The sequence below is a fragment of the Pseudonocardia endophytica genome (assembly GCF_004339565.1).
In the GTDB taxonomy this organism is placed as follows: domain Bacteria; phylum Actinomycetota; class Actinomycetes; order Mycobacteriales; family Pseudonocardiaceae; genus Pseudonocardia; species Pseudonocardia endophytica.
The window spans coordinates 1,591,445-1,613,264 of the sequence record NZ_SMFZ01000002.1 but is presented as its reverse complement, the minus strand read 5'-3'; the positions used below and the strand labels follow the sequence as shown (position 1 = coordinate 1,613,264).

Here is a 21,820-nt window from a genome sequence, read left to right as displayed (position 1 = left end):
CAACGGATGCACAGTCCACGTCGACGTCATCTCTTACTGGCCCCCTTCGTCCGGGATTCCTCGCCCGGAACAGGCAGGTGAGTTGTGGAGGGCGAGGTCTGACTCACCGGGGAAGCCCCCGGACACAGTGGCGAGACCGTCCCGGAATCGCACCGGGTTCTCGCGTCTCCGAGCTCGCCGGAACACTAACCCAGAGAGAGCTCGCCACCCAGCCTCACAACCATAATTCTTGCGTGAAGGTGAGATTTCCGCTCTAGTGTGACCCCATGCCACAGCCGGCGCGCGGACGCAGCGACACCTGCCCGGGCGTGTCGTCCCTGCACCCCGCAGAGGACGGGTATCTCGCCAGGATCCGCGTTCCCGGCGGAGTGCTCAGCCGCCAGGGGATGGACGCTGTCGCCGAGTGCTCCACCACGTTCGGAGACGGACGCATCCATCTCACGTCGCGGGCGAACCTGCAGATCCGCGGGTTGCGCAGCACGGACGCCAGTGGCGTCGCCGGGTGTCTCAGCGGGGCCGGCCTGCTTCCCTCGGTCGCCCACGAGCGTGTCCGGAACATCCTCGCGTCGCCTCTCAGCGGCCTGGTCGGCGGCACGGCCGACGTCCGCGGGACGGCCGGCGAACTCGACCGGGCGCTGTGCGCCAGCGCCTCACTGGCCGCTCTCCCCGGTCGCTTCCTCTTCGCGATCGACGACGGGCGCGGTGACGTCGCCGCCGAGGACCCGGACGTGTGCTGGCGTGCTGTCGACCCGTACCGGGGCCGGCTCGAGATCGGCGGCATCGCGACCGGGATCGTGATCGACCGTGAGGACGTCGCCGACCGCCTCGCCCGTGTCGCCGAGCTGTTCCTGCAGGTGCGCGAACACGTCGCGCCCGGAGCATGGCGGGCCGCGGAGCTCCCGGACGCCGCCCGGCATCTCGGTGCGGCGCTCACCGGTGCCGACGTTCCACCGCCCGGGGCGGACCGCCCGGTGGCGGCCGCGGCGGGTGCGCCCCCCGCGATCCCGGGCCCGGTCGGCCGCCTCGTCCGCGACGACGGCGGGACCGCGCTCGGATTCCTGCCCCTCCTCGGCGAGCTCACCGCCGTCCAGCTGCGGCGGATCGCCGAGCTCGTACCCCAGGTCGTGGTCACCCCGTGGCGCACCCTGGTGCTCGCCGACGCCCCACGGGATGTCGTGCGCCACCTCGACTCGCTCGGTCTGGTGACCGACCCGGACGATCCGGCCGTCGGGCTCAGCTGCTGTACCGGGCGCCCGGGATGCGCCAAGGCCCTCTCCGATGTCCGCACCGACGCCCTGAACCTGCTCGCCGCCCGCCCCGGGCAGCGGCGGCGCGCCCATCTCTCCGGGTGCGCACGTCGGTGCGGGCATCCCCGCACCGCACACACCGACGTCGTTGCCGACGGCGACGGCTACCACGTCGACGGGACCCGGGTGCCGTCCGACGGGCTCGCCGCCGCACTCTGGAGGACCGTGTGACCGCCTACCTCCGTGACGGTACGGAGATCTACCGTCGCTCGTTCGCCACGATCCGGGACGAGTCGGACCTGGGCCGCTTCCCGCCCGACGTCGCCGACGTGGTGGTCCGCATGATCCATGCCAGCGGACAGACCAGCCTCGCGGCGGACGTGGCGTACTCCCGCGGCCTGGTCGAGACGGCCCGCACCGCACTCCGCGCCGGCGCGCCGATCCTGTGCGACGCCCACATGGTCGCCTCCGGGGTGACGGCGGCCCGCCTCCCCGCGGGGAACGAGGTCGTCTGCACGCTGCGCGACCCGTCCGTCCCGGCCCTCGCCGCCGAGCTGGGCACCACCCGCAGCGCGGCCGCCGTCGAGCTCTGGAGGCCGCGGCTCGAGGGCGCCGTGGTGGCCGTCGGGAACGCGCCCACGGCGTTGTTCCACCTGCTCGACCTGATCGACGGTGGCGGACCGCGGCCGGCCGCGGTGCTCGGCATCCCGGTCGGGTTCATCGGGGCCGCCGAGTCCAAGGCCGCGCTGGCGGCACGCCCGGATCTGGAGTACCTCGTGGTCCACGGGCGGCGTGGCGGATCGGCGATCACGGCGGCGGCCCTCAACGCGCTCGCCCACGAACGGGAGATCATGGCATGAGCGCCGGAACCCTGTACGGCGTCGGCGTCGGGCCGGGCGACCCGGAGCTGACCACGATCAAGGCCGCCCGGCTGATCGGCGACGCCGACGTGGTCGCCTATCACTGCGCCCGGCACGGTCGCTCGGTCGCGCGCGGCATCGCCGAGCCCCACCTGCGCGGATCACCCATCGAGGAGGTGCTCGTCTACCCGGTCACGACGGAGGACGTCGGACACCCCGACGAGTACCGCAGGGCGATCGACGAGTTCTACGCCGCGGCGGCGGCCCGCCTGGCCGCGCACCTCGACGCCGGACGCGACGTCGTCCTCCTCTCCGAGGGCGATCCGTTGTTCTACGGCTCCTACATGCACATGCACAAGCGGCTCGCGCACCGCTACCCGACCGTCGTGGTGCCCGGTGTGACGTCGGTCAGCGCGGCCGCCGCCGCCGTGGGCAGGCCCCTGGTGGAGCGCGACGAGGTCCTCACCGTGCTCCCGGGCACGCTGCCCCGCGGGGAGCTGGCCCGCCGCCTCGCCGACACCGACAGCGCGGCGATCGTCAAGCTCGGGCGGACGTTCCCCGCCGTGCGCGACGCGCTCACCGACGCCGGTCGCCTGGACGAGGCGATCTACGTCGAGCGGGCCTCGACGGCGCGCGAGCGCAGCGGCCGGATCGTCGACGTCGACCCGTCGACCGTCCCCTACTTCGCCGCCGCCCTGCTGCCGGGCCGGATCGCGAGCGGCCACCTGGACACCGCGACCGGCGAACCTGCCGGGAGGCCGACCGGAGTCCCGGTGACCGGAGCCGGCGAGCTGACCGTGCTCGGGACCGGGCCCGCGGGCCGGGACTGGATGACACCACAGGCGGCCGCCGCCGTCGCCGAGGCCGACGATCTCGTCGGCTACGGCCCGTACCTGGACCGCCTGCCGGCGAACCCGCGCCAGTCCAGGCACCCGTCGGACAACCGGGTGGAAGCCGAGCGGGCCGCGTACGCGCTCGACCTCGCGGCGTCCGGACGCCGCGTCGCGGTCGTCTCCGGTGGCGACCCCGGCATCTTCGCGATGGCCGCCGCCGTGATGGAGGTCGCCGCCGCCCCGAAGTACTCCGACCTGCGCGTCCGGGTCCTGCCCGGCGTCACCGCCGCGCACGCCGTCGCCGCGGCCGTCGGCGCACCGCTGGGCCACGACCACATGGTCCTGTCGCTGTCCGACGTGCTCAAGCCGTGGGAGGTGATCGCGGAGCGACTGCGGGCCGCGGCCGTCGCCGACGTCGCGATCGCGATCTACAACCCGCGGTCGAGCGTGCGCCCGTGGCAGGTCGGCGCCGCCCGCGACCTGCTGCTCGAGCACCGGGATCCGGACACGCCCGTGGTGCTCGGGCGCGAGGTCGGCCGGGCCGGTGAGCAGATCACCGTCACGACCCTCGAGGGACTCGATCCCGAGCAGGTGGACATGCGCACGCTGATCATCATCGGGTCGTCGACCACGCGGGCGATCTCGAGCCCGGACGGCAGCGCCAGCGTCTACACACCTCGCCACTACGGACGATGACCGGACGCGAGCCCGCCGGACCCGGCCTGCGGCGCGGATGGACGACCGGGGCGTGTGCCACGGCCGCCGCCACCGCGGCCTACACGGCGCTGCTCACCGGGTCCTTCCCGGATCCGGTGCAGATCACCCTGCCGAAGGGTCATCAGCCCCGCTTCGGGCTCGCCCGCCGCGAGCTGTCCGCGGGACACGCCTGCGCCGCGGTCGTCAAGGACGCCGGTGACGACCCGGACGTGACCCACGGCGCCCTCGTCGGGGCCACCGTCCGTCCGGGCCCGCCGGGGACCGGGGTCCGGTTCGTGGCCGGTGACGGTGTCGGCACGGTGACCCGCCCCGGTCTGCCGCTGGCGGTGGGCGAACCCGCCATCAACCCGGTTCCGCGCAGGCTGATCACCGAGTCCCTGGTCGGGATCGCGACGGACAACGACGGTACCGCCGACGTCGTTGTCGAGGTCTGGATCGTCGGCGGTGCCGAGCTCGCTCGGCACACGTGGAACCCCCGGCTGGGGATCGTCGGCGGGCTCTCCGTCCTCGGCACGACCGGCGTCGTCATCCCGTACTCGTGCTCGGCCTGGATCGACAGCATCCGGCGCGGCGTCGACGTCGCGCGTGCGGTCGGGTTCCATCACGTCGGAGCAGCCACCGGCTCCACGTCCGAGGCGACGATCAAGCAGCTCTACGGGCTCGGCGACGAGGCGATCCTCGACATGGGCGACTTCGCCGGGGCGGTCCTGACCTACCTGCGGCGCCACCCGATCGACCACCTCACGGTCGCGGGCGGGATCGGGAAGCTGGTCAAGCTCGGCGACGGCCACGTCGACCTGCACTCGCGGCGCTCGCAGGTGGACCTCGGGCTGCTCGCCGCCACCATCCGCGACGCGGGCTGCGACGAGGCGACGGTCGCCGCCGTACGCAGGGCCAACACTGCGCTCGACGCGCTGCGGCTGTGCACGGACGCCGGTTTCGACCTGGGGACCCTCGTCGCCGGGCGCGCCCGCGCAGCCGCACTGGGACACCTGCGTGGCGCCCCGGTCACGGTCGATGTCGTGGTCATCGACCGAGCCGGCCGGGTGGTCGGCCGGTCCGGGGACGTCCCGGAGCCGTCCGGCGGCTGACCCCGGTCAACCGGGGAGGCGGACCCGGGTGTCCGAATAGAGGTGGCTGCCCGGGAACTGCTCGGCGGCGAGCGCAGGCCCTGCCACGATGACCGCGGTCCGCAGGATGCCCGCCTCCCGGACCGCCCCGGCGATCGAGTCCAGGCGCCCGCGCAGCACGATCTCGTGCTCCCGGCTCGCGTGCGCGACGACGGCGACCGGGCAGCAGCCGCCGTGGACCGCGGTCAGGTCGGCGACCACCTCGTCGATGCGGTGGACGGCCAGATGGACGACCACGGTCCCGGCGGCGGCGGTCAGCGAACCCAGGCCCTCGTCGGCGGGCATCGGCGTGGCCTGCGCGGCCACCCGGGTCAGGGTGACCGTCTGGGCGACCGTCGGCACGGTGAACTCCCGTCCCAGTGCGGCGGCGGCGGCCGCGTAGGCCGGCACGCCGGGGCACACGTCGAACGGCACCCCGGCCGCGTCGAGCCGCCGGATCTGCTCGGCGATCGCGGAGAAGACCGACGGGTCCCCGGACACCAGCCGGACCACGTCAAGGCCCTCCTCGTCGGCCGCGAGCATCTCCCCGACGATCTCGTCCAGGCTCATCAGGGCGGTGTCGACCAGGCGCGTGCCCGCCCGGCACGCATCCAACATCGCCGTCGGCACGAGACTTCCCGCGTACAGGCAGACCGGGGACGCGGCCAGGAGTTCCCGCCCCCGGATCGTCAGCAGGTCCGCGGCGCCGGGGCCCGCACCCACGAAGTGGACGGTCACGTCGTCGGTCCGATCACGTCTTCTCCACACATATCCATGCCCACCACCGTGATCTGCTCTTGCACGTGCACCCGCCTCAACCGTTCTTGTCGGTCACGCCGGCCGAGTCGAACGTTGCGACGTCGTGCAGCGTTCGTGCGGCGGCGGCGACGATCGGCATCGCCAGGAGTGCTCCGGTGCCCTCCCCCAGCCGCAGCCCCATGTCCAGCAGCGGCTCGAACCCGAGGGCCGCCAGCGCAGCGGAGTGAGCCGGCTCGGCCGAGCGGTGCCCTGCCAGGCAGTACCCCGTGACGTCGGGTGCGAACGCGCTCGCCACCAGCGCGGCGGCGCCGGCGCTGACTCCGTCGAGCACCACCGGCACGCGCAGCGCGGCCCCGCCGAGGACGAACCCGGCCAGCCCCGCGTGCTCGAGTCCACCGAACGCCGCCAGCAGCCCGACCGGGTCACCCGGCCCGGCCGGGTTCCGGGCCAGTGCCCGTTCGACGACGTCGGTCTTCCTGGCGAGCGTCCGGTCGTCGATGCCGGTCCCGCGGCCGGTGATCCGGGCGGGGTCGGCGCCGGTGATCCGGCAGATCAACGCGGTCGCCGCGGTCGTGTTGGCGATCCCCATGTCCCCGGTGACCAGGCAGCGGTTACCGGCGGCGACCAGGTCGCGGGCCGTCTCGATGCCGGCCTCCACCGCGCGGCGCGCCTGATCGCGGGTCAGCGCCGGTCCCTCGGTCATGTCCGCCGTCCCGGCCGCGACCTTGCGCGGGAGCAGACCCGGTACCGGATCGAGGGTGGCCGCGACGCCCATGTCGACGACGCACACCTCTGCCCCCAGCTGGTTCGCGAACGCGTTGACCACGGCGCCACCGGCCAGGAAGTTCCCCACCATCTGCGCCGTCACCTCCTGCGGCCACGGCGTGACACCCTGGGCGTGCACGCCATGGTCACCGGCGAAGACCGCGACCACGGCGGGCTCCGGCACCGGCGGCGGGCAGCACCTCGCGATCCCCGCGAGCGTCACGGCGACGTCCTCCAGACGTCCCAGCGATCCACGGGGCTTGGTCATCCGGTCCAGCTGGTCGCGAGCCGCGTCCCCGGCCGCGGGGTCGACCGGACCGATCGCGGCGAGGGTCTCGCTGAGCAGGTCCATCGGTCGCTCCCCGGGTAGGCCACGGTTGCCGAACGTGTCGTCGTGCACCGCCCAGCTCAGCGGGCGGCGCGCCGCCCACCCGGCGGTCGCCAGCTCCGGTTCGGCCGGGAACTCCCCGACGTGGCCGACGCACAGGTACGCCACGACCTCGAGGTGGTCGGGCAGCTCGAGGAGCGCGGCGAGCTCACGCTCCCCGGACGGGCTGAAGAAGCTGACCCAGCCGACGCCCAGACCTTCGGCGCGCGCGGCCAGCCACAGGTTCTGCACGGCGAGCGCCGCCGAGTAGGACCCCATGCGTGCCTGGCCGAAACGGCCCAGTGTGTGCCGGCCGCCCCGGGTCGGGTCGCACGTCACGACGATGTTGACCGGTGTGTCCAGGATCGCCTCGACCTTGAGGGCACGGAAGGCGGCCGCCCGGGGCCGGGGTAACGAGTCCGCGTACGCGCTGCGCTGTGCCTGGACCAGGTCGCGGACGCGGACCCTGGTCGCGGGGTCGCGGACGACGACGAAGTCCCACGGCTGGGAGAACCCGACGCTCGGTGCGGCGTGAGCGGCGGCCAGCACGCGAGTCAGCGCGTCCGGATCGACCGGCAGATCCGGACGGAATCCGGAGCGCACATCGCGCCGGCCGTGGACGACCCGGTAGAACGCCTCCGCGTCCCCCGCGCCCATCACATCTCCGCCGAGCCGCGCGAGGACGGCGACGCGATCACGGTGGACAGGTAGGGCAGCGGGTCCGACGGGTGATCGGGCAGGCCGAGCGGGATCGGCTGCCCACCGCTCGATCCGTGGATCGCCCGTGTGAGCCGACCGGCCGACCCCAGCATCCGCGCCGTGTCGTCCAGCCGTCCCCCGACGCGTTCGACCACGACGCAGTCGAAGTCCTTGAGCGCCGTGCGCAGGCCCGCGTCGTCGACGGTCCCCGGGAGCACCGCCAGCGTCTCACCCGGTTCCGCCAGCGAGCGCCCGTCCCGCGCGGCCAGCGCCTGCATCGGTGAGATGCCCGGAGTGAGCTCGACCCGCAGACCCGCGACCTCGTCCTGCACGCATCGGGCGAACCGCGGGAACGCCGAGTGCAGGCAGACGTCCCCGGTCGTGGCGAACACCGCCAGCGCTCCCGGGCGCGACTCCAGCCAGGAGGCGACCTGCCTGACGGCAGCTGCCCACGCCACCTCACGTCGGCCGGGGACGGCGCGATCGTGCGGGCCGAGGACGACCTGCTCGATCCGCCAGGCCTCGGCGTAGTGCAGCGCGACACGCTCGGCGTGTCCGGTCCGTTCCGGGCTGAGGACAGGGACGAACACGACGTCGGCACCGGCCAGCAGCTCGCTGGCCCTGACGGTCACCAGATCGGGATCACCCGGACCGACGCCGACCCCGTGGAGAACGCAGGGGCGATCGGCGTGGCCGGCGCGGTGATCGTGGTTCGTCGGTGAGCTGCGGTCGTCCATGTGCTGGTCGTCTCCTCGGTGTACGACGGCTGCTGTCGCCCTGGCGCGGTCCGGGCGGCGGACGGAGTTCCGGGCGCCGCGCGCCGCGCGTGAGTTCGTGCCGCGTCCACGAACCGGGCGACCGGCCTCCCGGGTAGCCGAGGGTCACGCGCCGACGGAGTGCCGCCATCAGGCCGGTCGCGATCGTGGTCTTGCCCGAACCGGACGACGGGGCGGCGGCCACCAGCGCTCGCGCGATCACCACTCGATCCCTCGCCGGGGTCGGGGACGGCGCTGGCAGGTGGTCGGCCGGTCCGCCGGCTCGACCAGGACCCGTCCCTGCGGCATCGCCCCTCCAGGCTCGCGTCGTTGCGGAGGCCCGCGCGCCGGACCCGGATCACAGTTTCTCACGTTAAGGTTAAATAATGAAGCCCCCGTGCCATGTCCGGGGGTGCGCCGACGCGCACCACTCGGCAGCACGGCATGGCTGGTCGTCGGGACTCGCACGAGCGATCCGGGTGCCGGATCGCGGTGCGAACCACCACGATCTGCCATCATCGATGTCGGTCCGGAAATCTGCTCCGGACGGAGGTTGTGGAGTACGTCAGAACACCGATCACGGAGGTATCCCGATGAACACGGACCTGTCGCCCGCCGACCTGGACGGTGGAGCCCTCGACGCGGTGACCGACCTCGAGACGCGGATCGGCGCGCCGGTGGTCGCCTACCGCGACAGCTCGCCCTACGCCCGTCTCGACGACGAGCAGCTCGCGCAGCTGCAGGCCACCGAACAGCGTCTGGGGCTTCAGCTCCTCGCCTACCAGGACTGACGCCACGCGGCGGGCTCCGCCTCCTGTCGAGCACGGACGCCGGAGCCCGCCTCGGCGAACCGGATGTCGGGTCCGGGAGTCGTGACCGTCGTCGCCGACGTCATGTCGCCGTGAGGCCCGAGCCGGCCGCCACTAGCGCCACGGTCGTGCCCAGCTCCGTGACCGCGCCCAGCACGTCACCGTTCATTCCGCCCAGACGGCGCCGGACGTGCCCGGACAGGACGACCACCACCGCGGCCGCACCCAGCACCGCGATCGGCGCGCAGGTCACTCCCGGTACGGTCACGGCACCGACCACGGCCAGGGCGGTCCACCACGCAGGCGCCGTCCACGCCGGCTGCGCGTCGGCGACGAGGGCGCCCATACCGTCCGGTCGCGCCGCCGGAACGCCTCTCCTGCAGCACCATCCGAGACCGGACCGTCCGACGGCCCCGGCCCACGCCACCACACCGATCGACGACCAGTGCACGGGCAGCGCCGCCAGCGCCGACATCTGCACGGCGAGCACGACGACGATCGTCGCGACCCCGAAAGGCCCGATCGGGCCGCTGCGCATCACGGTCAGCGCCCGTTCCGGCGGTCCGTAGCAGCCGAGACCGTCGGCGGTGTCGGCCAGCCCGTCGAGATGCATGCCCCGGGTGGTCAGCAGCAGGGTGCCCACCGCGAGAGCCGCCGCCACCGCGGCCGGAACGCCGAGCAGCCGTGCGGCCACGAGCACGGCCCCTCCGGAAGCGCCCACCGCCGCGCCGATCACGGGTGCCCACCGGACCGCGGAGGCCGCCCGCGCCCGATCGACCGGCTGCACGGGCAGCGGTAGCACCGTCAGCATGCTCGTGGCCAGCGCAGGCCCGCGCAGGCCGATGCCGATCGCCCGGCGACGCCGCCCGGAACCGGCGGCAGAGCTCCCGCTACTCAAGTCGTGTCCGCACGACCGGCATGGCGGGGGTGCCCCGACAGATCAGGTTCTCCAGCGCCGCGGTGTCGAGGTGTGCCTCGACGAGATCGCCGAGCAGGTCCAGCTGCCGCTCCCGCTCGGCGGCGAAGCTGGTCCCGGAGTCGGCGACGAACCCGGTCCGGCCGCTCTGTTCCGCCCATCGGGCCAGCAGTTCGCGGCGGAACCCGTCGTTCTCCAGGAGGCCGTGCCAGTGCGTGCCGGCAACACACCCCGCGTCCGATCCCTCGGCGACGTCGGTGATCAGCTGCGGGTCCGACGAGCGCACCACCCTGCCGTGGTGGATCTCGTATCCGCGGACCGGATGGCCCAGCGCCACGCCGACCGGGGTGGCGAGGTGCTTGTCCCGCTCGAACTCGATCTCGAGGTCGAGCAGGCCGAGCCCGTCGACGACCGAGCCACCGGCGGCCTCGACGCCGGTCGGGTCCACGATGCGCTTGCCCATCATCTGGTAGCCCCCGCAGATTCCGAACACGGGCCTTCCGGTGCCCGCATGCTCGACGACCGCCGCCGCGACACCGCTCCGGCGCATCCAGTCCAGATCCGCCACCGTCGCCTTCGTGCCCGGAAGGATCACCACGTCCGCATCGACCAGCCCCGACGGCGTCGACACGTACCGTGCGAGCACACCCGGCTCACACGCCACCGCGTCGACATCGGTCGAGTTGGAGATGCGCGGGAAGCGCACGACCGCCACCCTCAGCCACATCGAACCGCGCGGCGCAGCCGCCGGGCCGATCCCGTCACCACTGCTCGTCGACAGGGAGTCCTCGGCGTCGATCCAGACCCCGGGCGTCCACGGCACCACGCCGAGCGTGGACCGGCCGGTCAGGGTGCGAAGCTGTGACAGGCCCGGGGCCAGGATCGTGGGATCACCGCGGAACTTGTTCACCACGAATCCGCCGATCCGCGCCTGGTCCTCGGGATCGAGGGCCGCGACGGTTCCCAGCAGGTGGGCCAGCAAGCCCCCTCGGTCGATGTCGCCGACGAGGACGGCCGGTAGTTCCGCCGCCGTGGCGAGCGCCATGTTCGCCACGTCGGTCGGCCGGAGATTGATCTCTGCCGCGGAGCCGGCGCCCTCGCAGATGACGACGTCGAACGCGGCACGCAGAGCGCCCAGCTCGCCCACCACGATCTCCCGCAGGACCTCGGCCCGGTCCCGGTACGAACGCGCGGTGACCTGCCCGACGGCCCGACCCTTCAGGACCACCTGGGCCGTGTGGTCGGTGGCGGGTTTGAGCAGAACCGGGTTGAACGCCACGCTCGGTTCCAGCCCGCAGGCGCGCGCCTGCATCGCCTGTGCCCTGCCGATCTCGCCGCCGTCGGTCGTGACGACGGAGTTGTTGCTCATGTTCTGCGCCTTGAACGGCGCCACCCGGACACCGCGACGACGCAACCAGCGACAGACCCCGGCAACCAGGGCGCTCTTGCCCGCGTCCGAGCTCGTCCCCACCACCATGAGTGAACCGACGACGTCGCTCACCGTCACCGCAGTGACCGTCCCACCCGGTCGTCGGCAGTGGTACCGGGCCACGGTGCGGGGTCTCCCCCGCCCACCGCGTGGAGGGTTCGCAGCCGATCCAGCAGGACGGTGCGGGCAGAAGCCTCCCGTCCGCGGTCGCCCCGCCACTGGGCCAGCACCGGATCGGTCAGCGCTCGCCCGATCGCGAACCCCGGACGAGGGGAACGGAGCGCACGGAGAGCATCCAGGTTCCGAGCGAACCGCTTGAACGGGACGGAACCGCACAGGAACCCGACGGCACCCGGGTCCACCGGAACGTTCCGCAGGGCGGTAGCGGTTGCCGCCGCCACCTCCGACGGCTCCGCACGGGTCGCGCCTCCGGCCCCCTCGATGGCCACACACGTCACGAGAGCGACCTGGCTCGCTCCGACGTCGTGGGCCGCGATCGCGTCGAACAGGTCGCCGAGGAGCGACCCGATCACCTCGGCGCAGCGCCAGACGTCGTGATGTCCGTCGGTCAGCACGTCGACGATCAGCAGTGGGACGAGCCCCGCCCCGAGGCACGCCCGCGCGAACCTGGCCATGGTCGCCGTGTTCACGCCGACGACGGTCGGCGACGGCGTAGCACGGCCGCGTCCCTCGCTGATCACGAAGACGCCCCGCCATGACGCGTACGACGCGCCGGCCGAGGCCAGGTGTTCCAGGCGGGGCCCGAGGTTCTCCAGACCCCGGGTGACCGACTCGCCGGAGTGCCCGCGCAGTGGTTGCACTCCGCGGTCGGCACGAGCCCCGAACAGCAGTCCCGCGGGCGTGTCCCGGCCGGCCAACCGGTCCAGCTGCTCCACCGACAGCTGCACGGCGGCGACGTGCTCGCACAGGCCTTCCGCACCGAGCAACAGCTCGTGGTACCCGTCACGGAGCGATGGCTTCCCGGGGATGCCGTGTCGCCGCAGACGACGGGAGAGCTCCCTCTCCTGGTCGAGCAGCAGGATCCCCCTGGCGTCGGCGAACAGCGCGGCGGGTGCCGTCGCCGACCCCGGGCCGGGTCCGTCACCACGGTGGGTGCTCTCTCGCATGGTGGCCTCAGTTCGCCTGCCGTGCAGCGGCGACGCAGTTCTTCATCAGCCACACGTCCGTCACCGGTCCGACACCACCCGGCACCGGTGTGGCCGCCCGGGCCAGGTGCAGCACGGCGGGCAGGTCGATGTCGCCCACCAGCCGCACACGCCCCGTGTTCGAGTCGGTCACGGGATTGATCCCGACGTCGATCAGGACCGCGCCGTCCGAGACGTGCTCGGCGCTGATCAGGTCCGGCACGCCCGCCGCGACGACGAGGACGTCGGCACGCAACGTGAACTCGGCCAGGTGTCCGGAGCGGCTCGCCCACTCGTCGCAGGAGATCACCACGGCACCCCGCGCGTGGCCGAGAGCCAACGTGGGCTTCCCGACGTTGTTCGACCGTCCGACCACCACGATCGTCGCGCCCTTGTAGAAGCGGTCGCGATCCTGCCCGCTCTCGTCGAGCCATCGGTCGAGGATGTGGAAGACCGACGCCGGAGTCGACGGCAGGAACCGCGGCGTGCCCAGCGCGAGCAGGCCCGCGTTCTCCGGGTGCAGGGCCTCGATGTCCTTGCACGGGTCCAGCTGCGAGAACAGCTGCGGCTCCGGGACGTGCACCGGCAGCGGACGCAGCAGCAGGATGCCGTGCACGCTCGGGTCGGCGTTGAGCTGGTGCACGACGCGTGCCACCTCGTCGTGCGACGTCTCGGCGGCGAGCCAGTAGTGGCGGTAACGGATCTCGAGCGCGTCCGCCAGGCGCCGGAGTCTCCGCTCGTAGGCCGCGGCCGAGTAGTCGTCTCCGACCATCACGGTCGCCAACCCGCACTCGTGGCCGGACGCCCGCAGCTCGTCCAGCTCGTGGCGGACCTCCTCCTTGAGCTCCTTGGCGACCAGACGCCCGTCGAGCAGCTCGGAACGGGGTGGCAGTCCGATCCCAGGGGTCACGGGAGGAGCCTCGCCGCCACGCCGGGAAACCGTGCCGTGGCCTGGTCGGCCGACCCCCGTGCTTCGGCGGCCGCCTGCACGGCACGATCGCGGCGGGGGTCGTCCGGGACCCTCGACAGGTTGTCGACCACCATGATGGCGGCCGTCGTGGCCGCCGAGGCCGCCATCAGGGCCGCGGCCGCGGCGTCCCCGCGGAGGTTCTTGTTACCGCGCTCGACCAGTTCGGCGGCGATCCGCGCGACCTCCGCGGCCGCCTCCGCCGTGGCCAGCGGTACGTCGGCGGCGGCCGAGGTCGCCTTGATGATCGCTTCCGACCGTGCGGCGGGATCCGGCTCGCGCGGGAGCCGGACGGCCCGCAGGTAGCCCTCGTAGGCCTCCCCGTCCGCGTCCGCCAGCGGTGCGGCCTCGTCGCGCAACCGGTCGGCGGCCCGGACCATCTCGGAGATCGCGACGGTGTCGTCGCTGTCCTCGGCCTTGCGTCCCAGGCTGTACCGCCCGGCCATCGCCGCCAGGCCGGCCGCCTGGGCGACCACGATCGCCGCGACCGCACCCCCTCCGGGCGAGGGCGCGTCGGAGGCCACCGACCAGAGGAACTGGTCGACCGTCATGTCACTGAACGAACTCACGGGACACCTCCACCTCCCGGCCACCCGCCCACACGGAGTGCAGGAGTGGGGCGCCGGCCCAATAGATGACTTCGCTGGGATCGTCGGCATCCCAGAACGCCAGGTCGGCGGGAGCGCCGACGTCCACGGTGCCGGTGCCGTCCGCCAGGCCCAGCGCGCGGGCCGCGTGCACCGTCACGCCGGCGTAGGCCTCGGCGGGCGTCATCCCCAGCAGCACGACCCCGAGGTGCGCGGCCAACGGCAGACTGCCCAGCGGGGACGTACCGGGGTTGAGCCCGGTCGCGATCGCGACCGGGACACCCGCGGCCCGCAGCGCGCCGATGTCCGGCCGATCGGACTCACCCAGCTCGAGCACCGAGCCCGGCAGCGCCACCGCCGTCGTCCCGGACTTGGCCATCGAGCTCAGCGCCGCCTCGTCCGGGAAGTTCAGGTGGGCGGCGGCCTTGGCGTAGAACGCGGGCGCCAGCGAGGCTCCCGCGCTGTCGCTGAGGTGGTCGGTCTGCAGCCGGGTCGGCGTCTTGGTCTTGTACGCGGTCTCGAGCACGGTGCTCGCGTCGTCGAGCGTGAAGCCGCCGTCCTCGTCGAGGTACACCTCGACGGCGTCGACCCCGATCTCCCGGGCGGCGGGCAGCAGGTCCTTGCAGAGCGTCGTGATCCACTCGGCGGTCTGCTCCTCGTCGTCGCGGTCCACGCCGTCCGGGTACACGTGCCCGGCCAGCAGCGTGATCCGGACCCGCACGGGCAGCTCCTCGCGCAGCCGGTGGCACAGCCGCAGCAGCCTCAGCTCGGCGTCCGGCTCGAGCCCGTATCCCGTCTTGACCTCGAGCGTGGTGACCCCGCTGCGGATCAGCCAGCCGGCGCGCCGCCGGGCCGCGGCCAGGAGCTCGTCGTCCCCGGTCGCGCCGGTCGCCGACACCGTCGCCCGGACGCCGGAGGCCGCCCCGGCGAGCTGGTCGCGGTAGGTGCCGGATCCGGCCGCCCGCTCGGCGAACTCGGCCCGGCGGTCGCCACCGAACAGCAGGTGGGTGTGGCAGTCGACCAGCCCGGGCGTGACCAGCCGTCCCTCCGCGGACCACCGCCCGAGGCCCGACCACTGGTCGGGGATCTCGTCCTGGGGACCCCGCCAGGCGATGGTTCCGCCGTCGACGACGACGGCGTGGTCACGGTGGACCTCCTCGCCCGACACGGCCACGGCGGCGTCTGTGATCACGGCCGACTCTGGCACGATGATCTCCTTACGTGAACGTACGAAATTTCGGTCCGCGGCACGCTACACCGGGCGAACGCGTTCATGTGACCAGCACCGCGCGGAAGTCGTTGACGTTGGTCAGCGTCGGTCCGGTGACGACCTGGTCCCCCAGCGCCGCGAAGAACGCGTGTCCGTCGTTGGCCGCGAGTGCGGCCTCCGGGTCGAGGCCGAGCCGCTCGGCCCGGTCCAGCGTGTCCGGCGTGACGACCGCCCCGGCGACCTCCGCGGCACCGTCCACACCGTCGGTGTCGCACGCGATGGCGTGCACCGGGTTCCCGCGGGCGGCCGTGGCGAGCGCGAGCAGGAGCTCCACGTTCGGGCCACCGGACCCCTCGCCACGCACGGTGACCGTGGTCTCCCCGCCGGAGAGCAGGACGCACGGCGCGCCTGCCGGCTGGCCGTGCCGCCGGACCTGTGCCGCGATCCCGGCCAGCACCCGACCGACCTCACGGGACTCGCCCTCGATGGCGTCGCCGAGCAGGACCGGGGTCACGCCCGCCGCCCTGGCCACGGACGCGGCGGCCTCGAGGGACTGCTGCGGAGCGGCGATGATCTCGTGCGGGACGTGCGGCGGCGGCCCGTCCGGCGCGGCCCCGGCCAGGACGCGACGCACCTCGTCCGGCACCGGGATGCCGCGACGGTCGAGCACCGCCGCGGCGTCGGCCCGGGTCGAGCCGTCGGCCAGCAGGGGGCCCGAGGCGATCACGGCCGGGTCGTCGCCGGGGACGTCGGAGACGACGAGCGCGCGGACCGGCGCCGGGGCGCACGCCATGGCCAGCCCGCCGTCCTTGACCAGCGACAGGTGCCGACGGACGAGGTTGATCTCGTCGATCGGCGCGCCGCTGCGCAGCAGCGCGGCACCGATCTCCTGCTCGTGCGCCAGCGTGAGACCCGGAAGGGGTGCCACCAGCAACGCCGAGCCGCCACCGGACACGAGCGCCAGCACGCGGTCCGCGGGACCCGCCGACCGGGCCAGCTCCAGTATCCGGCGGGTCGCCCGCTCCCCCGCGCCGTCGGGCACCGGATGGCCGGCCTCGTGGACCTCGATCCGCTCGCAGTCGACCCGGTGGCCGTAGCGGGTGACCACCGCGCCCACGAGCGAGCTCCGCGGGGCGGGCGCCGCCGACCACGCCGCCTCCACCGCGCGGGCCATCGTCGCCGCCGCCTTCCCGGCGCCGATCACGATCGTGCGCTCGCCCGCCCAGTCGGACGGCCCGAGCACCTCCGGGATCCGGACGGCGGGGTCGGCGGCGGTCACGGCCGCGTCGAACATGCTGCGCAGCAGTGCCTCCGGTGCGCCGACCCCGGTCGCACGGACCGCGGTCACGCCACTCGACACGGTGGCGGCCGTCCCTCGAGGAACGCGGTGAGGTTGTCCAGGACCATCTCGCCCATCGCCACCCTGGTCTGCCACGTCGCGCTGCCCAGGTGCGGCAGCAGCACCGCGTTCGGCAGCGCCCGCAGGGCCTCCGGGACCTCCGGCTCGGTGTCGTAGACGTCGAGACCCGCCCCGGCGATCGTGCCGTTCGACAGCGCCTTCACCAGAGCGCCGGTGTCGACGATGTCGCCCCTCGCCGTGTTGATCAGGAACGCGGTCGCCTTCATCCGGGCGAGCCGCTCCGCGTCGATCAGCCGCGAGTTGCCGGCACCACCCGGCATGTGCAGGCTCACCACGTCCGCCTGCTCGAGCACCTCCTCGACGGTGCCGACACCCCGCGCGTCGGGCACGCCGGCCGAGGCCGGGTCGGTCACGTTCGGGTCGTAGTAGACGACCGGCATGTCGAACCCGAACCGGGCCCTGCGGGCGACCGCGGATCCGATCCGGCCCATGCCGAGGATCCCGATCGTCCGCCCGGTGACGTCGCTGCCGAGCAGGTGCGTGGGCCGCCAGCCGGTCCACCGGCCGTCCCGTACCTCGCGCTCGCCCTCGCCGGCGCGGCGCGCGGTCATCAGGACGAGCGTCATGGCCGTGTCCGCGGTGGCGTCGGTGAGCACGCCCGGCGTGTTGGTCACGACCACCCCGGCTGCCGCGGCCGCGTCGACGTCGATGTGGTTGAAGCCGACGCCGAAGTTGCCGAGGAACCGGGTGCGCACACCGCCGGCGAACATCTCGGCGGGGAGCCGGTCGGAGACCGTGGGCAGGACGACGTCCGCCTGCTGCAGGGCCTCCCGCAGCCGGTCCGCACCGAACGGTGTGTCGTCCGTGTTGAGCTGCACGGACGAGAAGCGCTCCCGGAGCTGCCGCTCCACCGGCTCCGGCCACCGCCGGGTGACGACGACGGTCGGGTCGCCGTCACTCACGCCGGCACCGCCAGCAGGCCCCGCTCCCGGAGCACGGCGGCGACCGTCGTGCCCATGCTCGACGGGTCCGGCACGGTGGTCACGCCGGCGTCGGCGAGCAGCTCGACCTTCTCCTGGGCCGACTCGCCCGCCGCGGAGACGATCGCTCCGGCGTGGCCCATCTTGCGTCCGGGCGGCGCGGACAGGCCCGCCACGTAGGCCACCACCGGCTTGGTCATCTGCTGGCGGACGAACGTCGCGCCCTCGGCCTCCTGCGGCCCGCCGATCTCGCCGATCATGATCACCGCGTCGGTCTCCGCGTCGTCCTCGAAGCGCGCCAGGTGGTCGCGGAACGACGAGCCGTTGATCGGGTCCCCGCCGATGCCGACCGAGGTGGACACACCGATCCCCAGAGCGCTGAGCTGGGAGGCCGCCTCGTAGCCGAGCGTCCCGGACCGCCCGATGATGCCGACCCGTCCCGGGGTGTAGATGTGCCCGGGCATGATTCCCAGCATCGCCCGGCCCGGTGAGATCGTGCCGGCGCAGTTCGGCCCGGTCAGCACCATCCGGTTGGCCGACTTGTAGCGGCGCATGTACCGCTTCACCCGCATCATGTCCTGCGTCGGGATGCCGTCGGTGATGCACACGCAGTACCGGATCCCCGCGTCCGCGGCTTCCATGATCGCGTCGGCGGCGAACGGCGGGGGGACGAACACGATCGACGTGTCGGCGTGGGTCGCCACGACGGCGTCCTTGACGGTGTTGAACACGGGGCGGTCGAGCACCCGCGTGCCCGCACGGCCGGGTGTCACACCGCCGACGACGTTCGTCCCGTAGTCGATCATCTCCTGTGCGTGGAACTGGCCGATGCGCCCGGTCAGGCCCTGGATCAGGACCCGTGAGGACTCGGTGAGCAGAATCGCCATGACTGGTCTCCTCGGATGTCGGGGTCAGGCCGGGACGGCGGCGTTCTGCTTGGCCTCGACGACCAGGCGGGCCGCTTCGGCGAGGGAGTCGGCGGTCAGGATCGGGAGCCCGGACTCGGCGATGATGCGCTGTCCCTCCTCGACGTTCGTCCCGGCCAGCCGGACGACCACCGGGATCGTCACGGACAGGCTCGTGTAGGCGGCCACGACACCCTCCGCGACCCAGTCGCACCGGTTGATGCCGGCGAAGATGTTGACCAGCATCGCGGCGACGTTGGTGTCGTTCAGGACCGCGCGGAACGCCTTCAGCACGCGGTCCGGCGACGCGCCGCCCCCGATGTCGAGGAAGTTCGCGGGCTCACCGCCCGCGAGCTTGATCATGTCCATCGTGGCCATGGCCAGGCCGGCCCCGTTGATCATGCAGCCGATGTCGCCGTCCAGTCCGACGTAGGCGAGCCCGCGGTCCTCGGCGTGGGCCTCGCGCGAGTCCTCCTGGCTGCGGTCGCGCAGCTCGGCGACCTCCGGGTGGCGGAACAGGGCGTTGTCGTCGAAGGAGAGCTTGGCGTCGAGGGCGAGCAGGGAGCCCTCGCCCGTTGCGACCAACGGGTTGATCTCCAGCATCGTCGCGTCCAGGTCGGTGAACACCTGGTAGGCGCGGCGGATCACCCGAGAGGCGTCCGAGATCTGGCCCGGCTCGAGGCCGATCCCGAAGGCGATCTCACGGGCCTGGAACTCGGTGATCCCGACGGCCGGCTCGACGACCGTACGGACGATGGCCTCCGGCGCGCGGACCGCGAGCTCCTCGATGTCCATCCCGCCCTCGCCCGAGGCGATGATCAGGATCGTCTCGGAGGCGCGGTCCAGCACGAACCCGAGGTAGAGCTCCCGGGAGATGTCGGTGGCCTCCTCGACGTAGACCCGGTAGACGAGCTTGCCCGCGGGCGCCTGCCTGGTGACGAGGCGCTTGCCGAACAGCTCGTCGGCGGCGGCGAGGACCTCGCCGTCGGAGTGGCAGAGCTTCACTCCCCCTGCCTCACCCCGACCGCCGCTGTGCACCTGGGCCTTGACGACCCATCCCGAGCCGCCGATCTCGGTGGAGCGGTACGACGCCTGCTCCGGGCTGTAGGCCAGCCCGCCCTTCGGGACCGGGACGCCGTAGCGCGCCAGGATCTCCTTGGCCTGGTACTCGTGGATGTCCACCGGCGATCAGCCCCTGCCCGCCGCGCGGATCGCGTCGTCGGTCGCGATGATCGTCTCCGCCATCCGCTCGGACGCCGCGTCGATCATCTTCCCGTCCACCGACGCCGCACCCTTGCCCTCGGCCTCCGCCTCGCGCAGCGCGGCGATGATCCGGCGGGCCTTGTCGACCTCCTCGGCCGGCGGGCTGAACACCTCGTTCGCCAGCTCGATCTGGCTCGGGTGGATCGCCCACTTGCCCTCGGCGCCGAGGGCCGCGGCCCGCCGGGCACCCGCCCGGTAGCCGTCCGGGTCCGAATAGTCGCCGAACGGCCCGTCGATCGCCCGCAGGCCGAACGCGCGGCAGGCCACGATCATCCGCGTCAGCGCGCCGTGCCACTGGTCGCCGGGGTAGTCCGGGTTCAGCCCACCGATGCTGACCGTGCGGGCCCGGTTGCTGGCCGCGTAGTCCGCGACGCCGAAGTGCAGCGCCTCGAGACGACCACCGCGGGAGGCGATCGACTCGACGTTCGCCATCCCCAGCGCGGTCTCGATCAGCGCCTCGATCCCGACCTGCGTGCTGAAGCCGCGCGCCTTCTCGATCTGCGAGGCGAGTGCCTCCACCAGGTACAGGTCGGCGGCGACGCCGACCTTCGGCACGAGGAGGGTGTGCACCCGGTCCCCGGCCTGCTCCAGCACGTCGACGACGTCGCGGTAGCAGTACTCGGTGTCCAGCCCGTTGATCCGGACCGAGACGGTCTTGCCCTTCGCGGCCCAGTCGATGTCGTTCAGCGCAGCGATGACGTTCTTGCGCGCCTGGTCCTTCTCCGGCGGCGCGACCGCGTCCTCGAGGTCCAGGAACACGACGTCCGCCGCGCTGTCGGCGGCACGGTCGATGAATCCCATGTTGGACCCGGGGACGGCCAGCTCGCTGCGGTGCAGGCGGGACACGCGTGGCGTGTACAGGGTGTAGCTCATCGTTGTCTCCTCGCTTCGATGGTGTGGGACCGGTCCGGGCGCCGTCAGGCCGCGGACGCGAGACCCGCGGCGGACGACCGGTACCAGGACTGCGCGGCGGCCACGCCCGCACCGAGCTCGACCTTCGCCCCGGCGTCGGCCAGCGACATCTCGGCCGCGGCCAGCGCCGCCAGGCAGGACACCTCGTTCAGGTCACCCAGGTGACCGATCCGGAACACCTTCCCCGCGACCTGGCCGAGCCCGCCCCCGAACGACGTCCGGTACTGCTGATAGCCGATCCGGCACACGTCCGCGCCGTCCACGCCGTCCGGCGTGCGGATCGCGGTGACCGTGTCCGAGTGCCACTCCGGCGCGACGGCGCACAACGACAGGTCCAGCGCCGCGACGCCACGGCGGACCCCCTCCGCCAGCCGGTGGTGCCGGGCGAAGACCTGGTCGAGGCCCTCGTCGACCAGCAGCATCCGCAGCGACGCCCGCAGGCCGTAGAGCAGCGGGAGCGGCGGCGTGTAGGGGAAGTACCCCTGGTCGTTGGTCTTGATCATGTCGGTGAAGTCGAAGTAGCAGCGTGCGCTGCCCTTCTGCGACGCGGCCACGTCCAGCGCCTTGCGGCTCACGCCGAGCATGGCCAGGCCGGCGGGGAGCATGAACCCCTTCTGCGAGCCCGCGACGGCCAGGTCAACGCCCCAGGCCTCCTGCTCGAACGGCAGGGACCCGATCGACGACACGCCGTCGACGAACAGGAGGGCGTCCGAGCCGGCCGCGTCCAGCACCCGGCGCACCCCTGCGACGTCCGACGTCACGCCGGTCGCCGTCTCGTTGTGCGTGGCGAACACCGCCTTGATCGACGGGTCGTCGGCGAGGACGGTCGCGAACCGGTCGAGCGGGACGCCCGCGCCCCACTCGACGTCGCAGCAGACGACGTCCAGGCCGAGGCGCTCCGCCATGTCGACCCAGAGGTGGGAGAACTGCCCGAACCGCGACATCAGCACGCGGTCGCCGGGGGCGAGCGTGTTCTGGATCGCGGATTCCCATGCCCCGGTCCCCGACGAGGGGAACAGGAACACCCGGCCGGTCTCGTTGCCGAAGACCTTCTTGACGTCGGCGAAGAGCGGGAGCGTGAGCTCCGGGAAGTCCGGGGCCCTGTGGTCGCCCATGGGCACGTTCATCGCCTGCCGGACGGCCTCCGGCACGTTCGTCGGACCGGGGACGAACAGGTGGGTCTGACCGGCTCCTGACATGGCGCCTTCCTTTCGGTAACGATCGTC

Annotated in this window: 20 protein-coding genes, 1 pseudogene and 1 riboswitch; of the genes and pseudogenes, 5 read left to right on the top strand and 16 right to left on the bottom strand. The window is 73.1% G+C overall.

Features of this window, described 5'->3' with window-relative positions:
* Nucleotide 1: 1 nt before the first annotated feature.
* Nucleotides 2-203: riboswitch (cobalamin riboswitch) on the bottom strand.
* 63 nt (nucleotides 204-266) lie between these two features.
* The 4 genes from cobG to EV378_RS26415 are packed head-to-tail and all read left to right on the top strand — an operon-like array spanning nucleotide 267 to nucleotide 4,748.
* Nucleotides 267-1,478 (top strand): precorrin-3B synthase, encoded by a 1,212-nt coding sequence (gene cobG, locus EV378_RS26430; RefSeq protein ID WP_132430100.1) that lies wholly within the window; start codon nucleotides 267-269, stop codon nucleotides 1,476-1,478.
* Nucleotides 1,475-2,107 carry a precorrin-8X methylmutase gene (locus EV378_RS26425; RefSeq protein WP_132430099.1) on the top strand — a complete coding sequence of 211 codons (633 nt, stop codon included), beginning with the start codon at nucleotides 1,475-1,477 and terminating at the stop codon, nucleotides 2,105-2,107. Before cobG ends, EV378_RS26425 begins: the two co-directional genes overlap by 4 nt.
* A complete protein-coding gene (locus EV378_RS26420; RefSeq protein WP_132430098.1) occupies nucleotides 2,104-3,636 on the top strand; it encodes a precorrin-2 C(20)-methyltransferase in 1,533 nt (510 codons plus the stop codon). The genes EV378_RS26425 and EV378_RS26420 overlap by 4 nt, the downstream gene beginning before the upstream one ends.
* Entirely contained in the window at nucleotides 3,633-4,748 is a 1,116-nt protein-coding gene (locus EV378_RS26415) for a cobalt-precorrin-5B (C(1))-methyltransferase (RefSeq protein ID WP_132430097.1), read from the top strand. Before EV378_RS26420 ends, EV378_RS26415 begins: the two co-directional genes overlap by 4 nt.
* A gap of 6 nt (nucleotides 4,749-4,754) precedes the next feature.
* Here EV378_RS26415 and cobM read toward each other — a convergent pair whose 3' ends face one another.
* The 4 genes and pseudogenes from cobM to EV378_RS37205 all read right to left on the bottom strand — a co-directional run.
* Complete coding sequence (cobM, locus tag EV378_RS26410) at nucleotides 4,755-5,504, bottom strand: precorrin-4 C(11)-methyltransferase (protein WP_132430096.1); 750 nt, start codon at nucleotides 5,502-5,504, stop codon at nucleotides 4,755-4,757.
* A 76-nt stretch (nucleotides 5,505-5,580) separates the two neighbouring features.
* Nucleotides 5,581-7,314: a nicotinate-nucleotide--dimethylbenzimidazole phosphoribosyltransferase gene (gene cobT, locus EV378_RS26405; protein ID WP_132430095.1), complete on the bottom strand. Its 1,734-nt coding sequence runs from the start codon at nucleotides 7,312-7,314 to the stop codon at nucleotides 5,581-5,583.
* Entirely contained in the window at nucleotides 7,314-8,093 is a 780-nt protein-coding gene (locus EV378_RS26400; RefSeq protein WP_132430094.1) for a precorrin-2 C(20)-methyltransferase, read from the bottom strand. The genes cobT and EV378_RS26400 overlap by 1 nt, the downstream gene beginning before the upstream one ends.
* Before the next feature lie 148 nt (nucleotides 8,094-8,241).
* Nucleotides 8,242-8,334 (bottom strand): annotated as a pseudogene (locus EV378_RS37205) (nucleotide-binding protein); the annotation flags it as partial.
* Between the two features lie 370 nt (nucleotides 8,335-8,704).
* On the opposite strand from EV378_RS37205, the gene EV378_RS26390 reads away from it, so the two are divergent.
* Nucleotides 8,705-8,902 (top strand): hypothetical protein, encoded by a 198-nt coding sequence (locus EV378_RS26390; RefSeq protein ID WP_132430092.1) that lies wholly within the window; start codon nucleotides 8,705-8,707, stop codon nucleotides 8,900-8,902.
* A gap of 100 nt (nucleotides 8,903-9,002) precedes the next feature.
* Here EV378_RS26390 and EV378_RS26385 read toward each other — a convergent pair whose 3' ends face one another.
* The 12 genes from EV378_RS26385 to EV378_RS26330 all read right to left on the bottom strand — a co-directional run bounded on the left by EV378_RS26385 (nucleotide 9,003) and on the right by EV378_RS26330 (nucleotide 21,793).
* On the bottom strand, nucleotides 9,003-9,818 hold the full coding sequence (locus EV378_RS26385; RefSeq protein WP_243653778.1) for an adenosylcobinamide-GDP ribazoletransferase: 816 nt from the start codon (nucleotides 9,816-9,818) through the stop codon (nucleotides 9,003-9,005).
* Nucleotides 9,811-11,313: a cobyric acid synthase gene (locus EV378_RS26380; protein ID WP_132432784.1), complete on the bottom strand. Its 1,503-nt coding sequence runs from the start codon at nucleotides 11,311-11,313 to the stop codon at nucleotides 9,811-9,813. The genes EV378_RS26385 and EV378_RS26380 overlap by 8 nt, the downstream gene beginning before the upstream one ends.
* A gap of 26 nt (nucleotides 11,314-11,339) precedes the next feature.
* Nucleotides 11,340-12,392 carry a class I fructose-bisphosphate aldolase gene (locus EV378_RS26375; RefSeq protein WP_132430091.1) on the bottom strand — a complete coding sequence of 351 codons (1,053 nt, stop codon included), beginning with the start codon at nucleotides 12,390-12,392 and terminating at the stop codon, nucleotides 11,340-11,342.
* 7 nt (nucleotides 12,393-12,399) lie between these two features.
* On the bottom strand, nucleotides 12,400-13,320 hold the full coding sequence (locus EV378_RS26370; RefSeq protein WP_132430090.1) for a bifunctional 5,10-methylenetetrahydrofolate dehydrogenase/5,10-methenyltetrahydrofolate cyclohydrolase: 921 nt from the start codon (nucleotides 13,318-13,320) through the stop codon (nucleotides 12,400-12,402).
* The gene (locus tag EV378_RS26365) at nucleotides 13,317-13,946 is read right to left on the bottom strand and encodes a cyclodeaminase/cyclohydrolase family protein (RefSeq protein ID WP_165922493.1); all 630 of its coding nucleotides are present in this window, start codon (nucleotides 13,944-13,946) and stop codon (nucleotides 13,317-13,319) included. The genes EV378_RS26370 and EV378_RS26365 overlap by 4 nt, the downstream gene beginning before the upstream one ends.
* A complete protein-coding gene (gene hutI / locus EV378_RS26360) occupies nucleotides 13,930-15,171 on the bottom strand; it encodes an imidazolonepropionase (protein WP_165922492.1) in 1,242 nt (413 codons plus the stop codon). The genes EV378_RS26365 and hutI overlap by 17 nt, the downstream gene beginning before the upstream one ends.
* Nucleotides 15,172-15,235: 64 nt before the next feature.
* Nucleotides 15,236-16,522: a glycerate kinase type-2 family protein gene (locus tag EV378_RS26355; RefSeq protein WP_207908874.1), complete on the bottom strand. Its 1,287-nt coding sequence runs from the start codon at nucleotides 16,520-16,522 to the stop codon at nucleotides 15,236-15,238.
* On the bottom strand, nucleotides 16,519-17,445 hold the full coding sequence (locus EV378_RS26350) for a 2-hydroxyacid dehydrogenase (protein WP_481404380.1): 927 nt from the start codon (nucleotides 17,443-17,445) through the stop codon (nucleotides 16,519-16,521). The genes EV378_RS26355 and EV378_RS26350 overlap by 4 nt, the downstream gene beginning before the upstream one ends.
* Nucleotides 17,446-17,492: 47 nt before the next feature.
* A complete protein-coding gene (gene sucD / locus EV378_RS26345) occupies nucleotides 17,493-18,401 on the bottom strand; it encodes a succinate--CoA ligase subunit alpha (protein WP_132430086.1) in 909 nt (302 codons plus the stop codon).
* Nucleotides 18,402-18,425: 24 nt separating this feature from the next.
* Nucleotides 18,426-19,601, bottom strand: coding sequence for a malate--CoA ligase subunit beta (locus EV378_RS26340; RefSeq protein ID WP_132430085.1), 1,176 nt, complete (start codon nucleotides 19,599-19,601; stop codon nucleotides 18,426-18,428).
* A 6-nt stretch (nucleotides 19,602-19,607) separates the two neighbouring features.
* Nucleotides 19,608-20,555 (bottom strand): HpcH/HpaI aldolase/citrate lyase family protein, encoded by a 948-nt coding sequence (locus EV378_RS26335; RefSeq protein ID WP_132430084.1) that lies wholly within the window; start codon nucleotides 20,553-20,555, stop codon nucleotides 19,608-19,610.
* Nucleotides 20,556-20,599: 44 nt separating this feature from the next.
* Nucleotides 20,600-21,793: a pyridoxal-phosphate-dependent aminotransferase family protein gene (locus EV378_RS26330; protein WP_132430083.1), complete on the bottom strand. Its 1,194-nt coding sequence runs from the start codon at nucleotides 21,791-21,793 to the stop codon at nucleotides 20,600-20,602.
* Nucleotides 21,794-21,820 lie beyond the last annotated feature (27 nt).